The sequence below is a fragment of the Streptomyces sp. NPDC087310 genome (assembly GCF_044744405.1).
Taxonomy (GTDB): Bacteria; Actinomycetota; Actinomycetes; order Streptomycetales; family Streptomycetaceae; genus Streptomyces.
Map to the genome: position 1 here is coordinate 629,815 of NZ_JBIUYF010000003.1, position 22,151 is coordinate 651,965.

A 22,151-nucleotide genomic window follows, 5' to 3' on the forward strand; every position below is an offset into this window, starting at 1 on the left:
TAACGTACCGAAGGTATCTTGTGTCGGCGACGTTAAAGTACTTCCGGTACGTTGTCAACGTACCGGCGGTACTTAAGTTAGGCTGGTGACCGTGACTTTCCAGCGGGCGCGAACCGAAGAGCAGCGGGAGATCCGCCGGCGGGCGATCCTCGACATGGCGTCGGCGATGCTCGACGAGATGCCCGTGGCCGCGGTCACCCTCAACGAACTCAGCCGCCGGGTGGGCCTGGCCAAGCCGAACGTGCTGCGCTACTTCGAGTCCCGCGAGGCGGTGCTGCTGGAGCTGCTGGACCGCTTCCTGCGGGAGTGGCTGACAGAGCTGGAAGGCGAGCTGGCCGCCGGCGTCGACAAGGATCTGCCCATGGAGGAGCGGGCGGTGGCGGTGGCGGAGATCCTCGGCCGCTCACTCTCCGGCCAAGTGGTGCTGTGCGATCTCTTCGGCGCACAGGGCAGCGTCCTGGAACACAATGTCTCCGTCCAGGTCGTGGCGCGCTTCAAGCGCGCCTCCCTGGACCGCCTGACCACCATGACCACCCTGATCCGGACGTACCTGCCGGAGCTGGGCGAGAACGCGACGCTGTTCAGTCTGCAGGCCGTGGTCATGGCCGGCGCGCTGTCGGTGTACAGCACACCCCCGCCCAGCCTGCGGGCGGCCTACGAGGCCGAGCCCGACCTGGCCCGCCTCCACCTGGAGCTGAAGGGCTCCTTGAAGCAGGCCCTGACCGCAACGCTCCTGGGCGTACTGCCTCGCCGCTGACCCGCCGCTGACCCGCCACTGCCCCGCCGCTGCCCGCGCTGACCTGATCCGCGTCGCACCGGACGGGCCACGGCCTCCGCGGGTCGGGCGCGGCCGTCCCGGACACGCCCGCCACCCGCTCACTCTCTTCTCGACCGCGGCGCTCGCTTCTCCACTGCGGCGCTCGCGAAGAGGAATTTCTCCGTCCGGGTATTTCCCGTTCCCTCAGCGGACATTTCCGACGGCTGTCGGCCGTACGGAACCGGCGTAATTCCTGGTGTGCCCGATGAGCCAGTTCCCGGGAAGTTCCCTGCCGAGTGCCAGCCGCATACCGAGGGCCGTGGCCTCCTCCGCCGACGCCGGATTCTGTCCCGTGACCAGGTTTCCGTCCCGTACGACATGAGGCGTGAAGGGCTCGCCCGACTCGTAATGCGCGCCCCGCTCGCGCAGCGCCTCGTCCAGGAAGAACGGCACGGTGGCGGCCAGCCCCGCCGCCTCCTCCTCGGCCCGGGAGAAACCGGTCACCCTGCGCCCCGCGACCAGCGGGGCACCCTCGGGCGTACGGGCCGCCAGCAGGCCCGCCACGCCGTGGCAGACCGCGACCACCACACCGCCCCCGGCGTGGAAACGCGTCAGGAAGTCGGCCAGGCGCGGGTCCTCGGGGAGGTCGAGCATGGCGCCGTGGCCGCCCGCGATCAGCACGATGCCGAAGTCGGCGGTCCCGTAGTGGTCGGCCGTCGTCGTCGCGGCGAGGCGTTCGCGCACCGTGGCGTCGTCGAGGAAGAGGCGTTGCGGCAGGTCGGAGCGGTCGACGCCGCCGATCTGCGGGGTGCCTTCGCGGGTGCCCGCGAAGGCGAAGTCCCAGCCGGCGGCGAGCAGGGCGCGCCAGGGGTACGCGGCCTCGGGCAGCCAGAAGCCCGCCTGACGGCCGCTGGGCAGCCGGGCGACGCTGCTCACCACGATCAGCCCGCGCCGCGCCGGCCCCGCTCCGCTCACGGGTCCCTCTCCGCTCGCCGGCCCCGCTCCGCTCTCTCCGGGCTCTTTCATATCCATTCCATTCTCCGAAGGGAGCTCACCGTAACGAATAGCTTCCATGAAGTTCTCTATGGGGGCAATCGAACAGATTATTTGGCGGCCGGGATTCCCGGTGCCTACATTCGGTGAACGGAATCGCACACGGAAATGGAGAACGGTAATGGCCAAAAAGGTTCTGTTCGCGCTCACGAGCCATGGCGCCCTCGGCGACACCGGCCGGCCCACCGGCTTCTACGTCCCCGAGGTGGCCCACCCCGCCGCCCTGTTCCGCGCGGCGGGGTACGAGATCAGTTACGTCTCCGTCCAGGGCGGCGCCCCGCCGCGTGACGGGGTCGACCCCGACGACCAGGTGCAGGCCGACTTCCTCGCCGACCCCGACACCGCCGCCGCGCTCTCCACCACGGCCGCGCCCGGTGAGCTGTCCGCCGACGACTACGACGCCGTCTTCTACGCGGGCGGCCACGGCGCGATGTGGGACCTGCCCGGCTCGGAGGAGCTGGCCGCGCTGGCCGCCGGGGTGTACGAGCGGGGCGGTGTCGTCGCCGCCGTCTGCCACGGTCCTGCCGGGCTGGTCAACATCCGGCTGGGGGACGGTTCGTACCTGGTGGAGGGCAAGCAGGTCTCGACGTTCACCAACGAGGAGGAGGCGGCGGTCGGGCTGGCCGAGGTCGTGCCGTTCCTGCTGGAGAGCAGGCTCGCGGAGCGCGGCGCGAAGATCACCAAGGCGGGCAACTTCGCCGAGCACGCCGTCGCCGACCAGCGGCTGGTCACCGGCCAGAACCCGGCCTCGGCGCTGCGGGTCGCCGAGCTGGTGGTCGAGCAACTGGAGGCGCTCACCGTCTGACCCGCCCCGTCCCGCCGGCCGGAGGAACCGGAGGAACCGGAGGAAACTCAGGACCTCAGGAACCCAGGACCCAGGACCCAGGACCCGGGAACGGGCGCAAGTCGACACGCGCTCCCCCATGCAAGTGGCCGCTTCTCGTGCTCTCGGGCACGAGAAGCGGCCATACGTACGTATTCGCCGCGCCCTTACGGGTGTTTTCCGCCGACCGGACTGCGCGATCGCGACATGTCGCGCAGCATGGACACCAGACACCCGGCCTCCCCCGCCCACCCCGCTGAGTGTCGGCACTGTCGACCGACGAGTACGACCACCACCCCGCCGAGCACCGCGCGGGGCGAGCGCACAGGGGGACGGCCTTGACCATGGCGGTACAACTGAGCTGGCTGCGGACGTTCGTGACCGTCTACCGCCTGGGCTCCTTCACCAAGGCGGCCCAGCGGCTCGAACTCTCCCAGCCCACCGTGACCCACCAGATCCGCAATCTGGAACGGGAGCTGGGCAAGTCGCTCTTCGAACGCATCCCGCAGGGCGCCCTCCCCACCCCCGCCGCCGAGACCCTGTTGCGCGAGGTGCAGGGCCCGGTCGACGCGCTCGGCACGGTGGTGGAGCGCCACTTCGGCGGCGCCCCCGACGGCCATCCGCTCTTCGTCGGCGGGCCGGTGGAGCTGATCACCTCGCGCGTCCTGCCCGCGGTCAGTGACCTCGTCGCCGACGGGCTGCGCCTCACCTTCGGTTTCGGCCTCGCGGACGACCTGCTGGGGCGGCTGATGAGCGGGGACTTCGACCTCGTCCTGTCGACCGTACGGCCCCGGCTGCGCGGCATCACCGCCACGACGCTGGTGGACGAGGAGTTCGCGCTCCTCGCCTCCCCGGAGCTGGCGAAGGACATCCCCCTCGACCGGCTCACGGAGAAGGAGGGTCCGGCCGTCCTCGCCAAGTACCCGCTGATCGCGTACGCCGAGTCCCTGCCGATCATCCGCCGCTACTGGCTCACGGTCTTCGGGTTACGGCCGACCGCGACGCCCTCCCTCGTCGTACCGGATCTGCGCGGGGCGCTCGCCGCGGTGAAGTCGTCGGCGGGCATCTCCGTACTCCCCAGCTATCTGGCCGCCGAGGAGCTGGTGCGCGGTGAGGTCGTCAAGCTGCTGGAGCCCGAACTCCCGCCCATCAACACCTTCTACCTCGCCACCCGGGACGGGGATCTCGGCCGTACGGACCTGTCCCTGCTCCACGGCCAGCTCCTCATGAAAGCCCGCCTGTGGATGTGACGGCCTTTCCCCGCGCCCGCCTGTTACTCTTCGCTGCCAATTGATCGCGCAGCGTTGTCAAGGGGAGTGTGTGTGAAGGTCGCCTGCGTCGGCGGCGGGCCCGCCGGACTGTACTTCTCGATCCTGATGAAGCGGCAGGATCCGTCCCACGAGATCACCGTCTACGAACGGAACCCGGCCGGTTCGACCTACGGCTGGGGGGTGACCTACTGGGGCGGCCTCATCGAGAAGCTGCACACCCACGACCCCGAGTCCGCCCGTACCATCAGCGAGCGTTCGGTCCGCTGGAGCGACGGGATCGCGCACGTGGGCGACCTCACGACCGTCCACCACGGCGACGAGGGCTTCGGCATCGGCCGCCGCGAACTGCTGGACATCCTCGCCGAGCGCGCCGTGGAGCTGGGCGTACACATCGCGTACGAGCACGAGATCACCGTCGGCCCCGACGACCCCGAACTGGCCGACGCCGACCTCGTCGTGGCCTGCGACGGCGTCAACAGCGGCCTGCGCGAGCGGCACGCCGACCACTTCGGTACGGAGGCCACGCCCGGCCGGAACAGGTACATCTGGCTCGGCACCACCAAGGTCTTCGACTCCTTCACCTTCGCCTTCACGGAGACCGGGCACGGCTGGATCTGGGCGTACGGCTACGGGTTCAGCGAGCGGCACAGCACCTGCATCGTCGAGTGCTCCGAGGCGACCTGGAAGGGCCTCGGCCTCCACGAGACCGACGAGGCCGCCACCCTGGCCCTGCTGGAGAAGCTGTTCGCCGTACCGCTGGACGGACACGGCCTCATCGGCCGGGCCGACTCCGGCGGCGGCCCGGCGCAGTGGCGCACCTTCCGCACCCTCACCCACCGCACCTGGTCCCGTGACCGCCTCGTCCTGATGGGCGACGCCGCGCACACCACGCACTACTCCGTCGGCGCCGGCACCACCCTCGCGCTGGAGGACGCCATCGCCCTGGCGGGCGCGCTGCGCGACCACCCGGAGCTGCCGACCGCCCTCGCCCGCTACGAGCGCGAACGCCGGTCCGCGCTCCTGCCCGTGCAGAGCGCGGCCCGCTACAGCGCGCGGTGGTACGAGAACCTGACGCGCTACATCCACCTCCCGCCCGCGCACATGTTCGCCCTCCTCGGCCAGCGCCACTCCCCACTGCTTCCCTACGTCCCGCCCGCGCTCTACTACCGCCTCGACCGCGCGGCGAGCCGCGTAACGGCCCTGCGCACCCTCAAACGCCGCCTGGGCCCGAGGCTCGCGCGAGTGCTCGCCCGCGCTCAGCAGGTCGTACGGAAGGGCAGGCCGGGGAGGTAGGTGCGCCAGGCGGCGGGGGACAGCCCGCCCCCGGCGCGGGTGCAGACCGTTTCGGCGGTGTGGGGCAGGCCGAGGTCGTACGTGCGCAGGGTCCGGCGCGGTGTCGTGACATGGAGGCGTCCGGCCGGGCCGTGGCCGGTGAAGGCCAGGGCCAGGACCGGGCCTTCCGCCGGGGGGAGCGGTGCGCCGCCTGAGCCGGGGGACGAGGTGTCCCAGAGGCGCAGGGAGCCGTCCGGGCCGCCGACGGCGACCGTGCGGCTGTCGGGCGAGAACGCGAGCGACGTCCGGGCGAGCCCCGACACCCCGGGGGTCAGTACGGCGAGCCGTCGCCGGCCGTCGCCGTCCCACAGGGTGACTCGACCGCCCTGGTCGGCCATGGCGAGACGGCGGCCGTCCGGGCTGAAGGCCGCCGCCACGGCATGGCTCTCGCCGCGTGTGACGCGCCGCGCCCGGCCCGACGACGGGTCGATCAGATTCCCCTCGTCGGTGAGGAGCCGGCCGTCCGGCGCCGTCGCGACGAGCGAACTGTCCCGGGCGCGGTACAGGGTGGACCAGGCGGCGGATCCCGGGGCCAGCGACCGCCGTTCGAGGGTGGAGGAGGTCGAGGAGGAGCGGGCGACCGTCACGGAGCGGGCGTCGAGGGCGATGCCGATCACATCATCGACGCGCAGCCGCCGGCCGGCCGGATGGATGGTGAGGGCCGAGGGGCCGGAGGCGTACGCGAAGGTGCGGCTGTCCGGGCCGAACGCCATGACACGGTCGCAGTCGTCGCACGTCGGCCCCGGGAGAGTGGCGAGCGGGCGGCCGGTCGCGGTGGAGCGGAGCCGGACCTCGTACCGCCGCCCCGGGTGCGCGGTGGCGAGGGTGGAGCCGTCCGGGCTGTAACGGGCCGTGGTGGCGGCATCCCCGCCGGGGTCGCCCGGGCCGAGTGCGCCGTCCAGTGCGCCGTCGAGGGAGAACGAGCGGATGGCCAGGGCCGGTTCCGTGCCCTCCTCGTACCGCAGCACCCGGCGCGGGACGTCGAGGGTGAGGTGGTGCGGGCCTGCCCCGGCCGCCGGACGGCGGAACACCGGGGACGACGGGTCGGCGGTCCGCCAGACCAGGACCTCGTCCGGCGTGAGGGTGGCCACGTACGCGCCGTCCTGGCTGAAAGCGGACTCGGTCACCCCGGCGGCGGGGATACGGGGCCGCTCCCGGCCGGTGCGTACGTCCCAGGCACGCACCCCGGTCCCGAGGTCGAAGGCGAGGGCCCGGCTGTCGGGGGTGAAGAGGAACGCGTCCACGTCGCACAGGCCGGGGGCGGCGGTCCAGGGGGTGCGCAGCGCACGGTGCTGGCGGATGTCCCACACCTGGAGCGGGCCGGTGTCCGGGCAGAAGGCGAGCAGGCGGCGGTCGGGGCTGACGGTGAGGCCGTGCGCGCTCCCGCCGGCGCTCGGCAGCGAGGCCAGGAGCCGGCCCGTACGGAGGTCCCAGAGCTGGACGGTGTCGTGGCGGGTGCTCTGGAGGGCGAGGCTCCGGCCGTCCGGTGCGAAGCCTCCCTCGAAGTCGCCGGTGTACGGGTTCTCCGCCGTGGCGAAGGGACGGAACGCCGGGCCCGTCGGCCGCCCGGCGGCCAGGTCCCACAGCCGGACCCCCTGCCGCGTCCGGACGGCGGCGCTCCTGGTGTCGGGGCTGACCTCGACGACGCGGTCCGCGTACGCGCCCAGGCCCGGGTACGCGGGCAGCCTGCGCCGGGTGGCCACGTCCCAGCGCTCCGTACGGTCGGGGCCGAGCACGGTGAGGGTGCGGCCGTCCGAACTGACACGGCGCCAGACGGTGTTGTCCTCGTTGGGGAGGAACTCCGCACGGGGCGAGGGGAAGACGTCCAGCTCCCGCTGGGCCGACGCCCCGTACAGCGCCTCGCGGGTCTCCGGCAGATCCGCGATCCGCCACGCCGCCACGCTCAGCCGCAGGGCGGTGCGCGGATCGGAGCCGCGCACCGCCTCGGCCACGGCGGCGATCCGCCGGGCCTCCGCCTCCTGGGCCCTGCGGCCTGCGGTCCGGCTCTGCTGCCAGGCCAGCAGCCCGGCGACGACGGCCAGGCAGAGCAGGACGGACAGGCCGGCGGTCAGGCCCCGCAGGCGGCGCGTCGTACGGACGGCGGTGCGGCGGGCGCGGTCGTGGGCCGCGAGGGAGGCGGCGAGGAACGAGCCCTCCAGCGTGGTGAGTTCCGGTGCCGTGGGGTGCGTACCGTCGGTGCCGGCCGCGACGAACGTCTCGCGGGCCGAGGTGAGTTGGCTGCCCCGCAGGAGGGCGCCGTCGTCCCGGCCCAGCTCGTCCCACGTGCGCGCGGCCTCGGCGATCCTGCGGTGCAGCCGCAGCTTCTCGCGGTCCTCCTCGATCCAGGCCCCCAGCCGGGGCCAGCCGGTGATCAGCGCCTCGTGGGAGAGCCGTACGGTGTCGGCCTCCGCGGTCAGCAGCCGCGCCCGTACCAGCCGTTCCAGCACCGGGGCGGTGTCCTCGGCGGCGGATTCCCGGAGTTCGGCGAGGGGGACGGGGCGCCCGGTGTCCTGGGTGCCGTCGCCGGGGGATATGAGCCGCAGCAGCAGGCGGCGGGCCGTCTCCGCCTGCCGGGGCGTGAAGCCGGTGAAGACCCGCTCCGCGGTGTGCGCGACGGCTCCGCGCATACCGCCGATCGCCTCGTAGGCGGCGAGCGTGAGCGTACGGCCGCGCCGCCTGCGCCACACCTCCAACAGCGCGTGCGACATCAGCGGCAGCCCGCCCGGCTCGCCCGCGACATCGGCGACGACGCGGGCCGTCAGGGCCCGTTCGACGACCAGCCGGCGCGCCTGCGCGGGGCCCACGATCGCCTCGCGGAGCTGCTCGGGGGACATCGGGCCCAGCAGCAGGGTGGACGCGCGCAGCGCGTCGGCGAGCGCCGGGTGCTCGGCGCACCGGCCGTAGAAGTCCGCGCGTACGGCGACGACGACACGCAGCCGGGACCCGGCGTCGCGGGCGGTCAGCAGCAGATCGATGAACTCGGCCCGTTCGGCGGCATCGTGGCAGAGGGTGAAGACCTCCTCGAACTGGTCGACCACGACCACCGCGTCGCCCTCGACGGCGGGCGGGAGGAAGAGCTTTCCGTGCGTGGCGGCCGGGTGTTCGCCCGGGGTGAGGATACGGATGACGGCCGGGGCAGGGTCGTCCGTCGCCGTACGGGTGCGGTCGTCCGGTGCCGTACGGGTGCGGAGCGCCGGGACGAGACCGGCGCGCAGCAGGGAGGACTTGCCGCTGCCGGAGGCTCCGACGAGGGCCGCGAAGCGGCGCCCCGCGAGCAGTCCGGTCAGTGCGGCGGTCAGCTCGTCCCGTCCGTGGAACGGCGCGCCGGACTCGATGCGCGCCAGCCCGGGGTAGGGGCCGTCCGTACCGTCGTCACCGCTGCCACCGGCGGCTTCCGCGGCCTCCGTGGTCTCCGCGTCCAGCGCCGTGCGCGCCGCGTTCCAGCGGCGTTCCCAGTGCGCCGGGTCGCCGCCGCAGGCCGCGGCGTACGCCAGGGCGACGGGGAGCGTCGGCAGCCGTGCGCCCGCGGCGGCGGACGAGAGGGTCGGCGCGGAGTACGGACCCTGCCCGGCCATCGACCGGTAGGTGGGGCCGCCCGCCGCGCGGCGGAGCGCGCGCAGCTCGTCCGCGAACCGGCGTACCGCTCCGGCCGCCGGATCCAGTGGCTTCTCAGGACGCCCCATCCGCTCTCCCCCGTCCGGCCCGTCTCCCGCGGTTCACGGTAGGTGGCCGCCGGCCTCGCGGGCGAACGGGATTGATAGGCGCTTCGAACGGGGCCTGACCATCAACACGACCGGCCGTTCGACTGGGGACAACGCCGCACGGAGGACGCCGTACGACCTGCTCCGCGCGCCCCTTCCGGTGAACGGAGCCCGTCATTTCCTCCCTCGTCCGCGCCCTGCCCCCGTCGTCGTCCTCGCCATGCCCGTCGCCTTCGTCGCTTCCTGTGGCGCGGCCGTGGGAACGGGTCCGTACCGTCACCGCGGTGCCCTTCGTGGTCGCGCTCGCCCTGGGGCTCTGGGGCATCGGCCGCCAGGGCACGCTGTGGGGCGACGAGGCGGTCACGTACGACATGGCGCACCGTGACCCCGCGCGGATCTGGCACACCGCGGGGACCATCGACGCCGTGCACGGGCTGTACTACCTGTTCATGCACGCCGTCCTCGGCCTCTGGGACGGCGGTCCGGCCGCGCTGCGGTTGCCGTCCGTCCTGGCCGTGGCGGCGGCAGCGGCGGGCGTGGCCCGGATCGGCCACCGGCTCGCGGGGCCGCGCGCCGGGCTGCCGGCGGGGCTCGTCCTCCCGCTGCTCCCCGTGGTCCAGCGGTACGCGCAGGAGGGCCGTTCCTACGCGCTGGTCTGCGCGCTGGCGACCTGGGCCACCTGGCTGCTGCTGACATGCCTGGCACGGCCCACGCGGTCCCGGTGGACCGGGTACGCGGCGGTGACGCTGACCGCCTGCCTGCTCCACGAGTTCGCCGTCCTGGTCCTGCTCGCGCACGGCGTCACCGTGTTCCTCTCCGTACGGTTCTCCGGGCTGCCCCGGTCCACGGCCCGCGCGTGGGGCGTCGCGGCGGGCTGTGTCACGGCCGGGGTGCTGCCTCTCGCGGTCTTCAGCACCACACAGGCGGCCCAGGTCAACTGGATCGGCGGGCCCGGCGTGCGGGAGGTGGCGGCGTTCGCGGGGGTGACGGCGCTGGGGCTGGTCCTGGCGCGGGTCGTCGCACGCCGCCCGGCGCGCGGCGCGGACATGACGGGCGGTGGGGTCGGAAAGAGGGACGGAGAGGGAGGCGGGTATCGGCCGAGCCTGCCGGCGCTGGCGCTGCCGCTCCTCATCCTCCCCACGGTGCTGCTCATGCTGATGACACCGGTGCGTCCCCTCTATGTCGACCGGTACGTCCTCTTCTCGTCCGTCGGTCTCGCGCTGCTGGCCGGCGCGGCGCTCGCCGGGGCCCGCAGGGCGGTGGCCTGGGGGGCGGCGCTGGTGGCGCTGGCCGCGCTGGTCCCCGTAACGCTCCATCTGCGGACCCCGGAGAGCCGGCAGAACGATGTCGTCGCCGTGGCGCGCGCCGTGGAGCGGGACGCCGAGCGGGGGGACGGGCTGCTCTTCATGCCCGCGCGGCGGCGCGTGTGGACCTTCGTGCGTCCCGAGTCGTTCCGCGGGCTGACCGATCTCGCCCTCGAACGGTCACCGGCGGCGTCGGACACCCTCTACGGCCGGGAGTTGCCGCCCGAGCGCATCCGGGAGCGCATCCTGTCGCGGACGCGGATCGTCACGGTCCACGATCTGGCGGGCGAACCGCTGGACGACACCGCGCAGGAGGAGATGAAGCGGGCCACGCTCCGTACGTACTTCGAGGAGTGCGGTCCCGGCCGCCGGGTCACCCAGGCGGTGATCACGGTGTACGCGCGCCCCGGTGCGTGCTGAACCGAACGGTCCGTACGTGCGTACAACCTGCCAGAGTGGCCGAAAGCGAGCGCAACCTTTATGGATCATTCGTAATCGGGCAACCGGGACGGATGGGGGTGAGTCCTACCCCGTGAAGGTGCCACCGGGAGCATCCGGCGGCACGGGGGAATGCAACGGGGGGTTGAACCTTGTCCGAGACCATCATCGGCGCGCCCGAAAACGGGGCCGTCACGGGAACCAGCACCGTCGCTCAGCCGCACGCCGCCGCCGAATCCGGCGGGCTCACGCCCTTCCTGGACCGGCTGCGCGTGCCGCAGACGCTCCGGCCCGGGAGCGGTCCCGAGAGGATCGAGCTGAAGTCGACCTGGGTGCGGCTGCACGCGCAGATGGCGCCGACCCATGTCTTCGCCTACAACGGGCAGTTCCCCGGTCCCACGATCGAGGTGGACAGCGGGCAGCGGGTCCACATCGCCTGGACCAACCGCATCAAGAACGCCCCGTACCCGGTCGCGGCCGGGGAGGCGCCCACCGTCAACGGGTCGGCCGTGCCGTACGCGCCGCCGGGCCGGGGCGACGGGTTCGTGGAGATCAAGGAGGTGGCCGACCTCCCCGCCTGGTCCGTGACCCATCTGCACGGCGCCGAGACCGGCGGCGGCAACGACGGCTGGGCGGAGAACGCGGTCGCGTACAAGGACGCGCAGCTCTCCGAGTACCCGAACGAGCAGCCCGCCACCACGCTCTGGTACCACGACCACGGCATGAACATCACCCGGTGGAACGTCTTCGCCGGGCTCGTCGGGATGTATCTGATCCGCGACGAGGAGGAGGCGGCGCTGCATCTGCCGAGCGGGAAGTACGAGGTCCCGCTGATCCTGACCGACCGTAACTTCGAGACGGACGGACGGGGGCGGCCCACCGGGCAGTTGCTGCACAAGGTGCGCCGGGCGGCGGACGCGCCGAACGCGGAGTCGGGGAAGTACGTCACCCTGCCGTTCACCGGTCCGTACAACCTGGTCAACGGGGTGGTGTGGCCGTACCTCGACGTGGAGCCCCGCTGGTACCGCTTCCGGCTGCTCAACGCCTCCAACGCCCGGATCTACAACCTCGCCCTGGTCGACGAGGAGAACCGGCCGGTGCGCGGCGCGATCCGGCAGATCGGCTCCGACGGCGGGCTGCTGCCCCGCCCGGTCCCGGTGGAGTACGACGAGACGGCGCTGCGCGGGCTGTCCATCGCGCCCGCCGAGCGGATGGACCTGCTGATCGACTTCCGCGCGCTGCGCGGGAAGAAGGTGCGCCTGGTCAATGTCGGCGGACAGCCGGCGGGGCTGCCCGACCCGGCGCGGGACGTGCTGTTCCCGCAGGTCATGGAGTTCCGGGTGGGGGCGGTGCCGGTCGCCGACCGGTTCGTCCTGCCGTCCGTCATCTCCTCGTCGTTCCGCCGGCTGACGCATGACACCCCGCACGGCCACCGGCTGGTCGTGCTCAGCGCGCCCGGTACGAAGGGCGGCGGCGGCCACCCGGAGATCTGGGAGATGGTCGAGGTCACCGACGGTTCGGCGGCGCCGGGGCAGGACGGGGTGATCGCGCTCCTCGGCGAGGACGAGTCGGTGCCGAAGATCTACCGGCGGATCTCCAGGACCTTCGACGACGGGCTCGGGTTCAAGGTCGCGCACGGCGACTACGAGCTGTGGAGCCTGCTCAACCTCGGTGGCCCCACGCACCCCATGCACATCCACCTGAGCGAGTTCCAGGTGCTGGAGCGTGAGGTGTACGACGTGACGGGCTTCAGCCCCGGGGGCGCGACGACCACCTCGCCGATCCGGTACACCGGGGCGAACCCGGTCCCGGACAACGAGCAGGGCTGGAAGGACGTGTTCCAGGTGCGGCGCGGCGAAATGGTCAAGGTCATGGGCCAGTTCACCGGGGCGCACGGTCGGTTCATGTACCACTGCCATCTGCTGGAGCACGAGGACATGGGCATGATGCGGCCGTTCACCGTCATGCCCCGGGAGGTGCTGGTCTTCGACCATCACCAGCCGGGTCACGGCGGCCACTGACACCACGTCCACACCGGACGGCGCATCGGCGCCGGGCGCTGCTGCCCACCCCCGTGAGGCAGCGGCGCCCGGCGCTTTCGCGATCCGGGGCCGTTGTTGTCGTACCGGCGAGGACGATCCTGTAGGTGAGGCGCGCGGAAGTCAACTATCGTGGATTAACGGTTCTGGTGGAGGCGGAGGTTCACGGTTTCTTCTGGCTTTTGCCCCGAATTTTCACAACGATCGTGTAAATCGATCGGGTGGTGAGATCCCCGCCGAGGGCCGAAGAGTTCTATAGTCCGACCCATGGCCACCACCGATTCTCCACACTCAGAAGCGTCGGCCCCCCGTCCCGGCGAGGGTGGGGAGACGGCGTCGTCGGAGCCCCTGGACTTCGCGGCCCGCTTCCGGCGTGTGATCTCGGTGATATACCCGAAGGACCTGGGCCGTCCCTGGCGCGACTCGGAGATCGCCGAGGGGACGGGGCTGAGCGGCACGTACATCGGCAACCTCCGCAAGGGCACCCAGAAGCCCAGCCTGGAGAACGCGGTGAAGATCGCCAAGTTCTTCGGCGTCCCGCTGGACTACTTCAGCGACTCCGCCACCGCCCAGGCCGTGGAGCGTGACCTGCGGAAGATCGAGGCGTTGCGGGACGCCCGGGTGGAGCGCATCGCGATGCGGGCGGCCGGGCTGCCTCCCGCGATGCAGGACGCGGCCCTTACGGTGGTGGAGCAACTGCGCAAGGCGGTCGGGCTGCCCCACGGTCATACGGAGGACCGGTCCGACGATCGTCAGGACGACCGGTCGGATGTTCGGTCCGATGTCCGCTCCGACGACCGTCAGGACGGCCGGTCCGACGGCCGGTCCGACGGCCGGTCCGACGGCCGGTCGGCTGTCCGGTCCGACATCCGTCACGACGTCCGTTCCGAGGAGTGAGCGACAGCGGGCGGACCCCTCTGGGACACTGGCGCCTTGCCGGAACGGGCGCCGACGCCGAGGCCGATGGGGAGAGCGTGGGAGATCTTGGGCGAACCCGCCGCCGCATGCGGGCCATGGTCAGAGAGCTGGATCTGCCGAGGACACGCACCGTCGAGGAGCTCTGTACGGCGGTCGCCGACCGGACCGGCCGCCAGGTCCGGCTGGTGCCGCGCCGGATGCGGGTGGGGGAGCCCTCCGGGTTCGTGGAGCGCCGGGCCGACGCCGACTTCGTCCACTTCGAGCAGGAGACCTCGTCCCTGCACCAGGCCCACATCATCTGCCACGAACTCGCCCACCTCCTGTGCGGGCACCTCGCCGAGGCGCCGTCCGCCGACGAGGAGGCGGCCGAGGTGGACCTGCCCACCCTCGATCCCGACCTGGTCAGGCTGGTCCTCGGCCGCTCGCACTACGACGAGGCGGCCGAGGAGGAGGCGGAGATCCTGGGCGCCGAGCTGACGCGTACCCTCGTACTGGCCCCCGGCGCCGGGACGACATCCCAACTCGCGCCGGCGATGGAACACCGCAAAGGACAGCATGTCTGACATACGGGCACATACGGGCACGGGATGTCAGGCATAGCTGACATATCCCACATAGGTGCGGCAGGACCGGCTCTCGGGGCGCCGCCGATACCCGAGGCGCCGTTCAATCTCGTCTACCTCGGCATCGGTACGGTCGCCTGGGTCGTCGCCGCCCTGAAGATACGGGCCTGGCGCCGCGACCCGAGCCCGGGACTGCTCGTCGTCGCCCTGTCGATCGCCTCGCCGGCGACCGCGTTCGTCGTCGCCGCCCCGGTCGTCTACCGGCTGGTCGACCGGCTCGCGCACCGCCCCAATCTGGCCACGCTCTTCGTCTATCTCGGCATCATGGGGTTCTCCGCCGCCGCCGTGGTGCTGGCGCGGATGTGGACCCCGCCCGAGGACCGCGTCGACGCGCGGGTGTGGGACGAGGCCACCGTGGAGACCTGGCGTCCGGTACGGGTCCGCCTCATCGTCTTCGCGATCCTGGTCGCCGCGATGATCGTGCTCTTCTTCGTGGGCGGGGCCACGAGCCCGGAGACCCCGCTCACCTTCGACACCACCTTCGCCACGAACCCGTCGATCGTGCTCTTCCTCGTCCTCTACCAGGGCCTGTTCGGCTTCGCGCTGATCGACATCGGCCGCGTCTGCCTCCGGCACGCCGCCGGACTGCCGGACGGTCCGCTGCGCCGGGGGATCGGGCAACTCGCCGTCGGGGCCTTCGTCGCCTGCGGATACGGCGTCTGCAAACTCGTCGCCATCGGTACCGCCGCCGCCGGGATCACCGGTACGGAGTGGCTGAGCACCGCCCTCGGCCCGGCGTTCGCCGCGCTCGGCGCCGTCCTCATCACCATCGGGTTCGCCGGGCCCGCCGTCGCCGCCTGGATCCGCAGGCGCCGCGACTACCAGGCCCTGCGCCCGCTGTGGGACCTCGTCTACCGGGCGGACCGGCGGCTCGCCCTGGAGGCGCCGCCGTCCGCCTGGACCGAGCGGCTGGCCGTACGCGACCTGGAGTGGCGCACCGCGCGGCGCGGACTGGAGATACGGGACGGCCAGTTGACGCTGCGCCCCTGGGTCACCCCCGCCGTGGTCCCCGCCGCGACCGCGCTCGCCGAGCGGGACGGTCTTGACGACGCCGACCGGGCGGCGCTGATCGTGGCCACCGCCCTGCGCGGCGCCGTGGAGGCGCTGAACGCGGGGACGCCGCCGCGCCCCCGCGAGGACCAGGCCCCACTGCCGGGGCTGGACGCGGAACCGGTGGAGGAGCGGGCGCATCTCGTACGGGTCGCCCGCCATCTGTACGCGCCGCTGACCGGCGAGGCGCTGGCCGCCGCCACGGCGACGGAGTGAGTGAGTGAGTGAGGATGACGGAGATCCACGGGACGGACGGGACGCGGGCGCTGGGGGATGCTCCTGGTACGGGTGACGCCTTCGCACGGCTCGTGCTGGAGACGATGCCCGAGGAGTCCCGCGTCGGGCTCACCCTGGGCTTCGTCCGCACCTTCGGCATTCCCGGCATCGCCCGGGTCCTGCACTCCACGGGCCGGATGACCGACGAGCCGCGCGGCCGGGCCAAGGCGACCGGGGTGGCCATGTTCGCCCTGATCGGCCAGGGGGTGGCGAGCACCGAGGGCCGGCGGATCGTCGAGGGGCTGCGCCGGATCCACGACCGGCCCGACATCACACCCGAGTTGATGCGGTACGTCCTGGCCTGCTTCACCGTCTGCCCGCTGCGCTTCATCGACGACCACGGCCACCGCGCGGTGACGGACGAGGAGCGGGACGCGGCGTACGCCTTCCACGTCAGCCTGTCCGAGGCGCTCGGTCTGTCCGAGGACGCCGCCGACGCGGATACGGAGGGTACGGCTCCGGGCGGCGCGGGGCTGGCCGGTGTCGAGCGCTGGATGCGCGCGTACGAGAGCCGTCACTTCGCGCCGAGCCCCGAGGGCGGCGCGCTCTGGGCGGCCACCAGCAAGGGGCTGCTGGCGGCCCGGCTGCCCCGGCCCCTCGCCGCGCTCGCCCCGGCGGTGGCCGCCTCGCTCCTGGACCGGCCGCTGCGTACGGCACTGCGGGTACGCCGCGCGCCCGCGCCCGTACGGGCCCTGGTCACGGCGGCCCTGCGCGCCAGGGCCCGCGCCCGCCGGCGCCGTACCGCCCGTACGACCGCCTGACGGACATCACGGGCCTGACGGCGCGGTGGACGGGGAAGCCCACCGCGCCGCGCCTACGACCCGCCCTGACGGATCAGGAAGCAGTGCAGGCCCCGACGGTGGGGGCCGACCACTCCCCGTTCGCCATGACCGTGAAGCCGAAGCTCGTCGCCGCCCCGGCCGCCAGTGTGCCGTTGCCGTTCGGCCTCATCGTCATGACGTTGCCGCCGCTGTCCCAGGAGGGGGTGCCGTTCCAGGTCGTGGAGACCTTCTGCGGCGCGCGTACGGTCACCCCGACCGTCCAGTTGGTGATGGCCGAACTCCCCGCCGTCACCGTCACCTTGCCGTTGAAGCGGTCGCCCCACCGCTCCGTCTCGGAGTACGTCGCGGTGCATGCCTGACTCCCTCCGCCGCCCCCGCCACCGCTGGAGCCGCCGAGTGCCGTCAGCACCGAGGTGTACGCGGGCTTCTTCGCGTAGTTGCCGTCGAACAGCAGCGGCGTACCGCTCGCCCGCCACGAGTACTTGTCGGTCACGCCCCACACCGTGATGCCGGTGCAGCGGGAGACGGCCAGGCACGCCTGGACGACGCGCCGGTAGCTGTCCGCCTGGGCCGTGCCGGAACCCTCGATGTCCAGCTCGGTGATCTGCACGTCGACGCCCAGGTTGGCGAAGCGCTGGAGGTTCTGCTGGTAGTCGCCCGGCACCGGGGACTGGGCGTTGAAGTGCGACTGGAAGCCGACGCAGTCGATGGGCACCCCGCGCGCCTTGAAATCGCTGACCATGGCGTAGACGGCATTGCTCTTCGCGTTCTGGCCGTCGGTGTTGTAGTCGTTGTAGCAGAGCTTGGCGGCGGGGTCGGCGGCGCGAGCGGTGCGGAACGCCTCCTCGATGAACCCGTTACCGAGCTTGTCCTGGAACGGCGAGCTGCGCCGTGCGCCCGAACTGCCGTCCTGGAAAGCCTCGTTCACCACGTCCCAGGAGTGGATCTTCCCCTTGTAGTGCTGGGCGACCTGGGTGATGTGGTTGTTCATCGCCGTCCGCAGATCCGCGGCGGCCAGCGAACCGACCCAGCCGGGAAGCTGCGAGTGCCACACCAGTGTGTGGCCCCGGATCTTCATGCCCTTGCTCTGCGCGTGGCTGACGATCTGGTCGGCGGCGCCGTAGTTGAACGAGTTGCGGGAGGGTTCGAGGGCGTCCCACTTCATCTCGTTCTCGGGCGTGACGCTGTTGAACTCCTGGTTCAGCGTGGACACGTACCCCGACTCGCCGAGGTGGTTGGCGGCGACGGCGGTGCCGAAGTACCGCCCCTTCTCGGCCGCCGACGCGCCGAGCGTCGTCGCGGCGCTCGCGGACGGGGCCGAGGCGAGGACGGCGGCCACGAGGGTGGCGGCCAGTAGAGCGGTCGGGCGTGCCACGGTGAGCAGACCTCTGTGCTGCAACGTACCGATCACGCTTCCTCCTTGGAGGTGGTCGAAGACATGCGGCTCCCCCGGGAGGCCCCCACAACCGGCCCGAGATGACTGACTCTTTCGTAAAGTCAAGCAAAACTTTCGGAACGCGCAAGGGGTGCGGCAGAGAACGTGTCGATACGTGGGAACCGGGTGCGGCTCGGGTTACGGCCCGGGGCGCGGGGCGATCCCGCCGATCGTCCGGCCGTGCGGGCCGCACCGGCGCGTGGCGGCGTCCGAGAATTTCGGTCGCGGCGACGGTTGTGTTCGGCCGTACCCTCAGACGGCGGTTGGTGGCCGCCAACCGAGCGCCGGGCCGAGTCCGGTGGCGATGTCGGTGAGGATCTGGACGTAGTCGTCGTGGTCGAAGGTGAACGGCAGGGCGAACGCCACTTCGTCGACCTCACGGAACGCGGCATGGGCCCGCAGCCGCTCGGCGATCTCGGCCGAGGACCCGACCAGGTCGGGCGCGAACATCAGACGCGCGGGACCCTGGGGGGTGGTGGTGCGCGGCAGACGTGTCCGGGCGTACTCCTCGTACTTCGCGCGCTGCGCCGGCGAGGCGGAGTCCGTCGGGATGACGACGAGGCCCTGCGAGACGCGGGCGCGCTCGCCGTCGGGGTGGTGGGCGCGGAAGGCCCGGATGTGCGAGAGCTGGATCTCGGCGAAGTCCGGGGGCTCCTCGGGGCCTTCCGGGTTTCCGGCGGGTCCGTCAGCGGGTCCGTCAGTGGGTCCGGTGGGTGACGTGGGGCCGGTGGGCTCCGCCTTCACGACGCTGCTCGTCAGAAAATTCATCCCGTTCTCGCCGGCCCACCGGGCCGACCGCAGGCTGCCGCCGCCGTACCACATGCGCGCGCCCAGCCCGGGGGAGTGCGGCTGGACCCGGTCCGAGAAGGACTCGAAGCCCTGGACGCCGCTGAAACCGCCGGCGGGTTCGCCGCGTACGAAGTCCAGCAGCCGCCGCACCCGTGCGTGGCCGAACTCCTCGGCGTCGGCGGTGTCCGGGTAGAGCGCTTCCTTGACCTGGTCGTAGTGGATCGGCGGGCCCACGCTGACCCCCGGGTTGAGCCGGCCGCCGGAGAGGATGTCGACGGTCGCCAGGTCCTCGGCCAGCCGCAGCGGGTTCTCCCAGCCGAGGGGGATGACCGCCGTGCCCAGCTCGATCCGGCCGGTGCGCTGCGAGGCCGCCGCGAGCAGGGCGACGGGCGAGGAGATGCCGTACTGGAGGTGGCGGTGGCGCACCCAGGCGCTGTCGAACCCCAGTCGCTCGCCCAGTTCGATGATCTCCAGCGTGGACTCGTGTCCCGGGCGGGGATCGGCGCCGTCGAACAAGCCGATCGTCAGGAACCCCAGCTTCCGTAGCTTCATGCCGGGCCGAACAACGTGGCGTCCCCGATTCATTCCGTACGTGGCTCTCCCGCCCCCAACTCCCTTTGAGGGGAGGGAATTTGTGGTCTCGCATACGATCGTCCGCGTGTGCGCAAACATCATGGTCGCCGAAGACGACGCGAAGCAGGCCGAACTGGTGCGCCGCTACCTGGAGCACGAGGGGTACACGGTCACGGTCGTCGAGGACGGCCGTGCGGCACTGGAGGGGGTCCGGCACCGGGAGCCCGACCTGCTCGTCCTCGATGTGATGATGCCCCGGGCCGACGGTCTCGACGTCGTACGGATCCTGCGCGCCGAGGGCCGGGAGGTGCCGGTGCTGATGCTGACGGCCCGCTCCACCGAGGACGATCTGCTGCTCGGCCTCGATCTCGGCGCCGACGACTACATGACCAAGCCGTTCAGCCCGCGTGAGCTGATGGCCCGGGTCCGTACGCTGCTGCGTCGCCACCGCCGTACCGGGGCTTCCTCCGGACCGGTGTCCGCTCCCGCTCCCGCTTCCGTGCCGGCTCCCGCCCCTGTGCCTGCGCCCGTGCCTGCCGTTGAGGAGGCGACCAGGGACGAGGACGAGGTGCTGGCGGTGGGCTCCCTCAGGATCGATCCGGCCCGGCACGAGGTGTCCGTCGAGGGAAGGCCGGTCGTGTGCACCCCCGGCGAGTTCCGGATCCTCGCCGCGATGGCGGCGGAGCCGGACCGGGTCTTCACCCGCAAGCGGCTCCTGGAGGAGCTGCACGGCTTCGACAAGTTCATCAGCGGGCGGACCGTCGACGTACACGTCATGCATCTGCGCAAGAAGATCGAGCGTGCCCCACGGCGGCCGGCCCGGCTGCTCACCGTGTTCGGCGTCGGCTACAAGCTGACGGATCCCGCGAAGGACGGACGTCATGACCGGTCGTGAGAAGCGCGCCGCCCGGCTGCCGCTCCGCAAGAGCCTCCTCGGCCGGCTGCTCACCGTGTCGGCGCTGGTGGCCACGGGCTCGGTCGCCGCCACCGCCTATCTCGTCGTCCAGACGACCTCCGTCGCGATCCGCCAGCAGCAGGGGCAGAACCTCAGCGCCGACGCCGCGATCTACAACACCCTGATGGGGTACGCGGCCACGCACCCGAGCTGGGAGGGCGTCGACGCCACGGTACGGAAGCTGGCCCGGGAGTCCGAGCGCCGGATCACGCTCACCACCCAGGACCGGCGCCCGCTCTTCGACTCCGCCGCCTCCGGGGCGGGCGCCTCCGGGTCGGGCGCCTCCGGGTCGGGCCCGTCCGCCGATGTCGATCCGCTGCCCTCGCAGGCGTCGGCGGTCGTCGACCCGCTGTCCGTCGACACGGTGCTGGTGCCGGACGCGTCCTCCGGCGACGCGGACCGGGTCGATCCCCGCGCCGTCGGGCCGTTCATGCTGCCCTCGGGCGAACGCGCGAGCCTGCGCCGGATCGCCGCCAGGAAGGTGGAGTGCCTCAACAGCGTGGGCATCGCGGCGGACATCGTCGACAGCCCGAGCGGACGGCCCCGTATCCACTACGTCAGCAGCGGCGACGCCGGCCGCCCCACGGACGTGAAGTGCCTGGCCGACGAGGCGGACGCCCCCACCGTGACGGAGAAGAAGGCCCTCGACGCGCTCAACCAACTGGCCGACGCCTGCCTGTCACGCCAGGGCAGGACCGGCGTGACACTCAACCTGGACCTGTCCTGGCAGCGGGGGTACGCGGAGGGCGCGGACGTCGCCGACCCGTCCGATCGGGAGACGGCCGAGAAAATGGCCCGGGCGAGGGCGGAGAAGCAACGGGCGGCGGAAGCCTACGGGTACAAGATGCCGGTGGACGAGGCCCGGAGCAGCAAGTACGACCGGGACATCGCCTCCTGTGTCGGCAGCGCCCGCCGCGAGCAGCTCACCGGCTATGTCGCCGCGCCCGCCCTGCTGTTCATCGACGGCCCGCGCGCCGTCAGCGTGCCCGGGTTCGACCTCTCCCCGACGAACACCGCCCGGATCGCCGGGGTCGCGGCTCTCGTCCTCGCCCTCACCGTCGGCGCCTCGGTGATCGCCGGGACCCGGTTCGTCCGCCCGCTGCACGCGCTCACCGGCGCCGCCCAGCGGATGCGGGACGGCCTGGACTCGGCGCCCGTGCCGGTCGGGGCGGACAACGAGATCGGGCGGCTGGCCGCCGCCTTCAACGACATGGCCGCGCACCGCGCCCGGCTGGAGGCGCAGCGCAAGGCGATGGTCAGCGACGTCGCCCATGAACTCCGTACGCCGCTGAGCAACATCCGGGGCTGGCTGGAGGCGGCCCAGGACGGGCTGGCCGAACCCGACCCGGCGTTCGTCTCCTCGCTGCACGACGAGGCGGTACAGCTCCAGCACATCATCAACGACCTCCAGGACCTGGCGGCGGCCGACGCGGGCGGGCTGCGGCTGCACATGGAGCCGGTACGGATCGACGACCTGCTCGGCCAGGTCGCCACCGCCCACCAGGGCCTGGCCGAGACCGCGGGCGTGACGCTGGCACTCGCCCCGGCGCCGCCCGGCACCCCGCGCCCGCCGCTGCTCGACGCCGACCCGGTGCGGCTGCGCCAGGCCGTGGGCAACCTGGTCTCCAACGCGGTACGGCACACCCCGGCCGGCGGGCGGGTGACGCTGCGGTCGTACGTCACCGACGCCGGCGGTGCCGGGGGCGCTCAGGGCGAGGTGGCCGTCGAGGTCTCCGACACCGGCACCGGTATCCCGGCCGCCGATGTCCCGCACGTGTTCGACCGCTTCTGGCGGGCGGAGAAGTCCCGTAACCGGTCCACCGGCGGCAGCGGTCTCGGCCTGGCGATCGTCCTCAAGCTCGCCGAGGCGCACGGCGGCACGGCGAGCGTGGTGAGCACCGAGGGGGAGGGCGCGGTCTTCACCCTGCGGCTGCCGGCCGCGCCGGCCGCGCCGGCCGCGCCGGGGGCGGCGGGGGCCGAGGCGGCGGGGGCGGTCCCCGTACGTCCTCCGGGGCATGGGTGACACTGGTCG

Annotated in this window: 16 protein-coding genes; 12 read left to right on the forward strand and 4 right to left on the reverse strand. The window is 72.5% G+C overall.

Going from position 1 to position 22,151, the window contains the following annotated elements:
- Window positions 1–91: 91 nt before the first annotated feature.
- Window positions 92–757, forward strand: a complete 666-nt coding sequence (locus tag ACIO3P_RS13415) for a TetR/AcrR family transcriptional regulator (protein ID WP_329824394.1) — start codon at window positions 92–94, stop codon at window positions 755–757.
- A 204-nt stretch (window positions 758–961) separates the two neighbouring features.
- Here ACIO3P_RS13415 and ACIO3P_RS13420 read toward each other — a convergent pair whose 3' ends face one another.
- A complete protein-coding gene (locus ACIO3P_RS13420) occupies window positions 962–1,732 on the reverse strand; it encodes a type 1 glutamine amidotransferase domain-containing protein (RefSeq protein ID WP_329824268.1) in 771 nt (256 codons plus the stop codon).
- Between the two features lie 199 nt (window positions 1,733–1,931).
- On the opposite strand from ACIO3P_RS13420, the gene ACIO3P_RS13425 reads away from it, so the two are divergent.
- The 3 genes from ACIO3P_RS13425 (at window position 1,932) to ACIO3P_RS13435 (ending at window position 5,197) form a co-directional block, all read left to right on the forward strand.
- Window positions 1,932–2,615 carry a type 1 glutamine amidotransferase domain-containing protein gene (locus tag ACIO3P_RS13425; protein WP_329824267.1) on the forward strand — a complete coding sequence of 228 codons (684 nt, stop codon included), beginning with the start codon at window positions 1,932–1,934 and terminating at the stop codon, window positions 2,613–2,615.
- Between the two features lie 362 nt (window positions 2,616–2,977).
- The gene (locus ACIO3P_RS13430; RefSeq protein ID WP_329824393.1) at window positions 2,978–3,883 is read left to right on the forward strand and encodes a LysR family transcriptional regulator; all 906 of its coding nucleotides are present in this window, start codon (window positions 2,978–2,980) and stop codon (window positions 3,881–3,883) included.
- Window positions 3,884–3,955: 72 nt separating this feature from the next.
- On the forward strand, window positions 3,956–5,197 hold the full coding sequence (locus ACIO3P_RS13435; protein ID WP_401849280.1) for an FAD-dependent monooxygenase: 1,242 nt from the start codon (window positions 3,956–3,958) through the stop codon (window positions 5,195–5,197).
- Here ACIO3P_RS13435 and ACIO3P_RS13440 read toward each other — a convergent pair.
- Window positions 5,161–8,919 carry a hypothetical protein gene (locus ACIO3P_RS13440; RefSeq protein ID WP_401849282.1) on the reverse strand — a complete coding sequence of 1,253 codons (3,759 nt, stop codon included), beginning with the start codon at window positions 8,917–8,919 and terminating at the stop codon, window positions 5,161–5,163. The genes ACIO3P_RS13435 and ACIO3P_RS13440 overlap by 37 nt on opposite strands.
- A gap of 302 nt (window positions 8,920–9,221) precedes the next feature.
- On the opposite strand from ACIO3P_RS13440, the gene ACIO3P_RS13445 reads away from it, so the two are divergent.
- The 6 genes from ACIO3P_RS13445 (at window position 9,222) to ACIO3P_RS13470 (ending at window position 16,346) form a co-directional block, all read left to right on the forward strand.
- Window positions 9,222–10,661 (forward strand): glycosyltransferase family 39 protein, encoded by a 1,440-nt coding sequence (locus tag ACIO3P_RS13445; RefSeq protein WP_329824264.1) that lies wholly within the window; start codon window positions 9,222–9,224, stop codon window positions 10,659–10,661.
- Window positions 10,662–10,831: 170 nt separating this feature from the next.
- Window positions 10,832–12,700 carry a multicopper oxidase domain-containing protein gene (locus tag ACIO3P_RS13450; protein WP_329824263.1) on the forward strand — a complete coding sequence of 623 codons (1,869 nt, stop codon included), beginning with the start codon at window positions 10,832–10,834 and terminating at the stop codon, window positions 12,698–12,700.
- Between the two features lie 285 nt (window positions 12,701–12,985).
- Window positions 12,986–13,615, forward strand: a complete 630-nt coding sequence (locus ACIO3P_RS13455; RefSeq protein ID WP_401849283.1) for a helix-turn-helix domain-containing protein — start codon at window positions 12,986–12,988, stop codon at window positions 13,613–13,615.
- Between the two features lie 116 nt (window positions 13,616–13,731).
- On the forward strand, window positions 13,732–14,199 hold the full coding sequence (locus ACIO3P_RS13460) for a toxin (protein WP_401791745.1): 468 nt from the start codon (window positions 13,732–13,734) through the stop codon (window positions 14,197–14,199).
- A gap of 24 nt (window positions 14,200–14,223) precedes the next feature.
- Complete coding sequence (locus ACIO3P_RS13465) at window positions 14,224–15,525, forward strand: MAB_1171c family putative transporter (protein ID WP_329824260.1); 1,302 nt, start codon at window positions 14,224–14,226, stop codon at window positions 15,523–15,525.
- 14 nt (window positions 15,526–15,539) lie between these two features.
- On the forward strand, window positions 15,540–16,346 hold the full coding sequence (locus ACIO3P_RS13470; protein WP_401849285.1) for an oxygenase MpaB family protein: 807 nt from the start codon (window positions 15,540–15,542) through the stop codon (window positions 16,344–16,346).
- 73 nt (window positions 16,347–16,419) lie between these two features.
- Here ACIO3P_RS13470 and ACIO3P_RS13475 read toward each other — a convergent pair whose 3' ends face one another.
- Both ACIO3P_RS13475 and ACIO3P_RS13480 read right to left on the reverse strand, forming a co-directional pair.
- Complete coding sequence (locus ACIO3P_RS13475; protein WP_401791748.1) at window positions 16,420–17,778, reverse strand: endo-1,4-beta-xylanase; 1,359 nt, start codon at window positions 17,776–17,778, stop codon at window positions 16,420–16,422.
- 276 nt (window positions 17,779–18,054) lie between these two features.
- Complete coding sequence (locus ACIO3P_RS13480; protein ID WP_401849286.1) at window positions 18,055–19,143, reverse strand: LLM class flavin-dependent oxidoreductase; 1,089 nt, start codon at window positions 19,141–19,143, stop codon at window positions 18,055–18,057.
- A gap of 121 nt (window positions 19,144–19,264) precedes the next feature.
- Here ACIO3P_RS13480 and ACIO3P_RS13485 point away from each other — a divergent pair, with 121 nt between their 5' ends.
- Window positions 19,265–20,059, forward strand: a complete 795-nt coding sequence (locus ACIO3P_RS13485) for a response regulator transcription factor (protein ID WP_329824391.1) — start codon at window positions 19,265–19,267, stop codon at window positions 20,057–20,059.
- A complete protein-coding gene (locus ACIO3P_RS13490; RefSeq protein ID WP_401849288.1) occupies window positions 20,046–22,142 on the forward strand; it encodes a sensor histidine kinase in 2,097 nt (698 codons plus the stop codon). The genes ACIO3P_RS13485 and ACIO3P_RS13490 overlap by 14 nt, the downstream gene beginning before the upstream one ends.
- The last annotated feature ends 9 nt before the right edge of the window (window positions 22,143–22,151 follow it).

Bases quoted from the DNA above. Each gene is read 5' to 3' on its own strand.
- ACIO3P_RS13425 (WP_329824267.1), top strand. From the start codon at position 1,932: ATGGCCAAAAAGGTTCTGTTCGCGCTCACGAGCCATGGCGCCCTCGGC.
- ACIO3P_RS13430 (WP_329824393.1), top strand. From the start codon at position 2,978: ATGGCGGTACAACTGAGCTGGCTGCGGACGTTCGTGACCGTCTACCGC.
- ACIO3P_RS13440 (WP_401849282.1), bottom strand. From the start codon at position 8,919: ATGGGGCGTCCTGAGAAGCCACTGGATCCGGCGGCCGGAGCGGTACGC.
- ACIO3P_RS13455 (WP_401849283.1), top strand. From the start codon at position 12,986: ATGGCCACCACCGATTCTCCACACTCAGAAGCGTCGGCCCCCCGTCCC.
- ACIO3P_RS13460 (WP_401791745.1), top strand. From the start codon at position 13,732: ATGGTCAGAGAGCTGGATCTGCCGAGGACACGCACCGTCGAGGAGCTC.
- ACIO3P_RS13465 (WP_329824260.1), top strand. From the start codon at position 14,224: ATGTCAGGCATAGCTGACATATCCCACATAGGTGCGGCAGGACCGGCT.
- ACIO3P_RS13470 (WP_401849285.1), top strand. From the start codon at position 15,540: ATGACGGAGATCCACGGGACGGACGGGACGCGGGCGCTGGGGGATGCT.
- ACIO3P_RS13480 (WP_401849286.1), bottom strand. From the start codon at position 19,143: ATGAAGCTACGGAAGCTGGGGTTCCTGACGATCGGCTTGTTCGACGGC.
- ACIO3P_RS13485 (WP_329824391.1), top strand. From the start codon at position 19,265: ATGGTCGCCGAAGACGACGCGAAGCAGGCCGAACTGGTGCGCCGCTAC.
- ACIO3P_RS13490 (WP_401849288.1), top strand. From the start codon at position 20,046: ATGACCGGTCGTGAGAAGCGCGCCGCCCGGCTGCCGCTCCGCAAGAGC.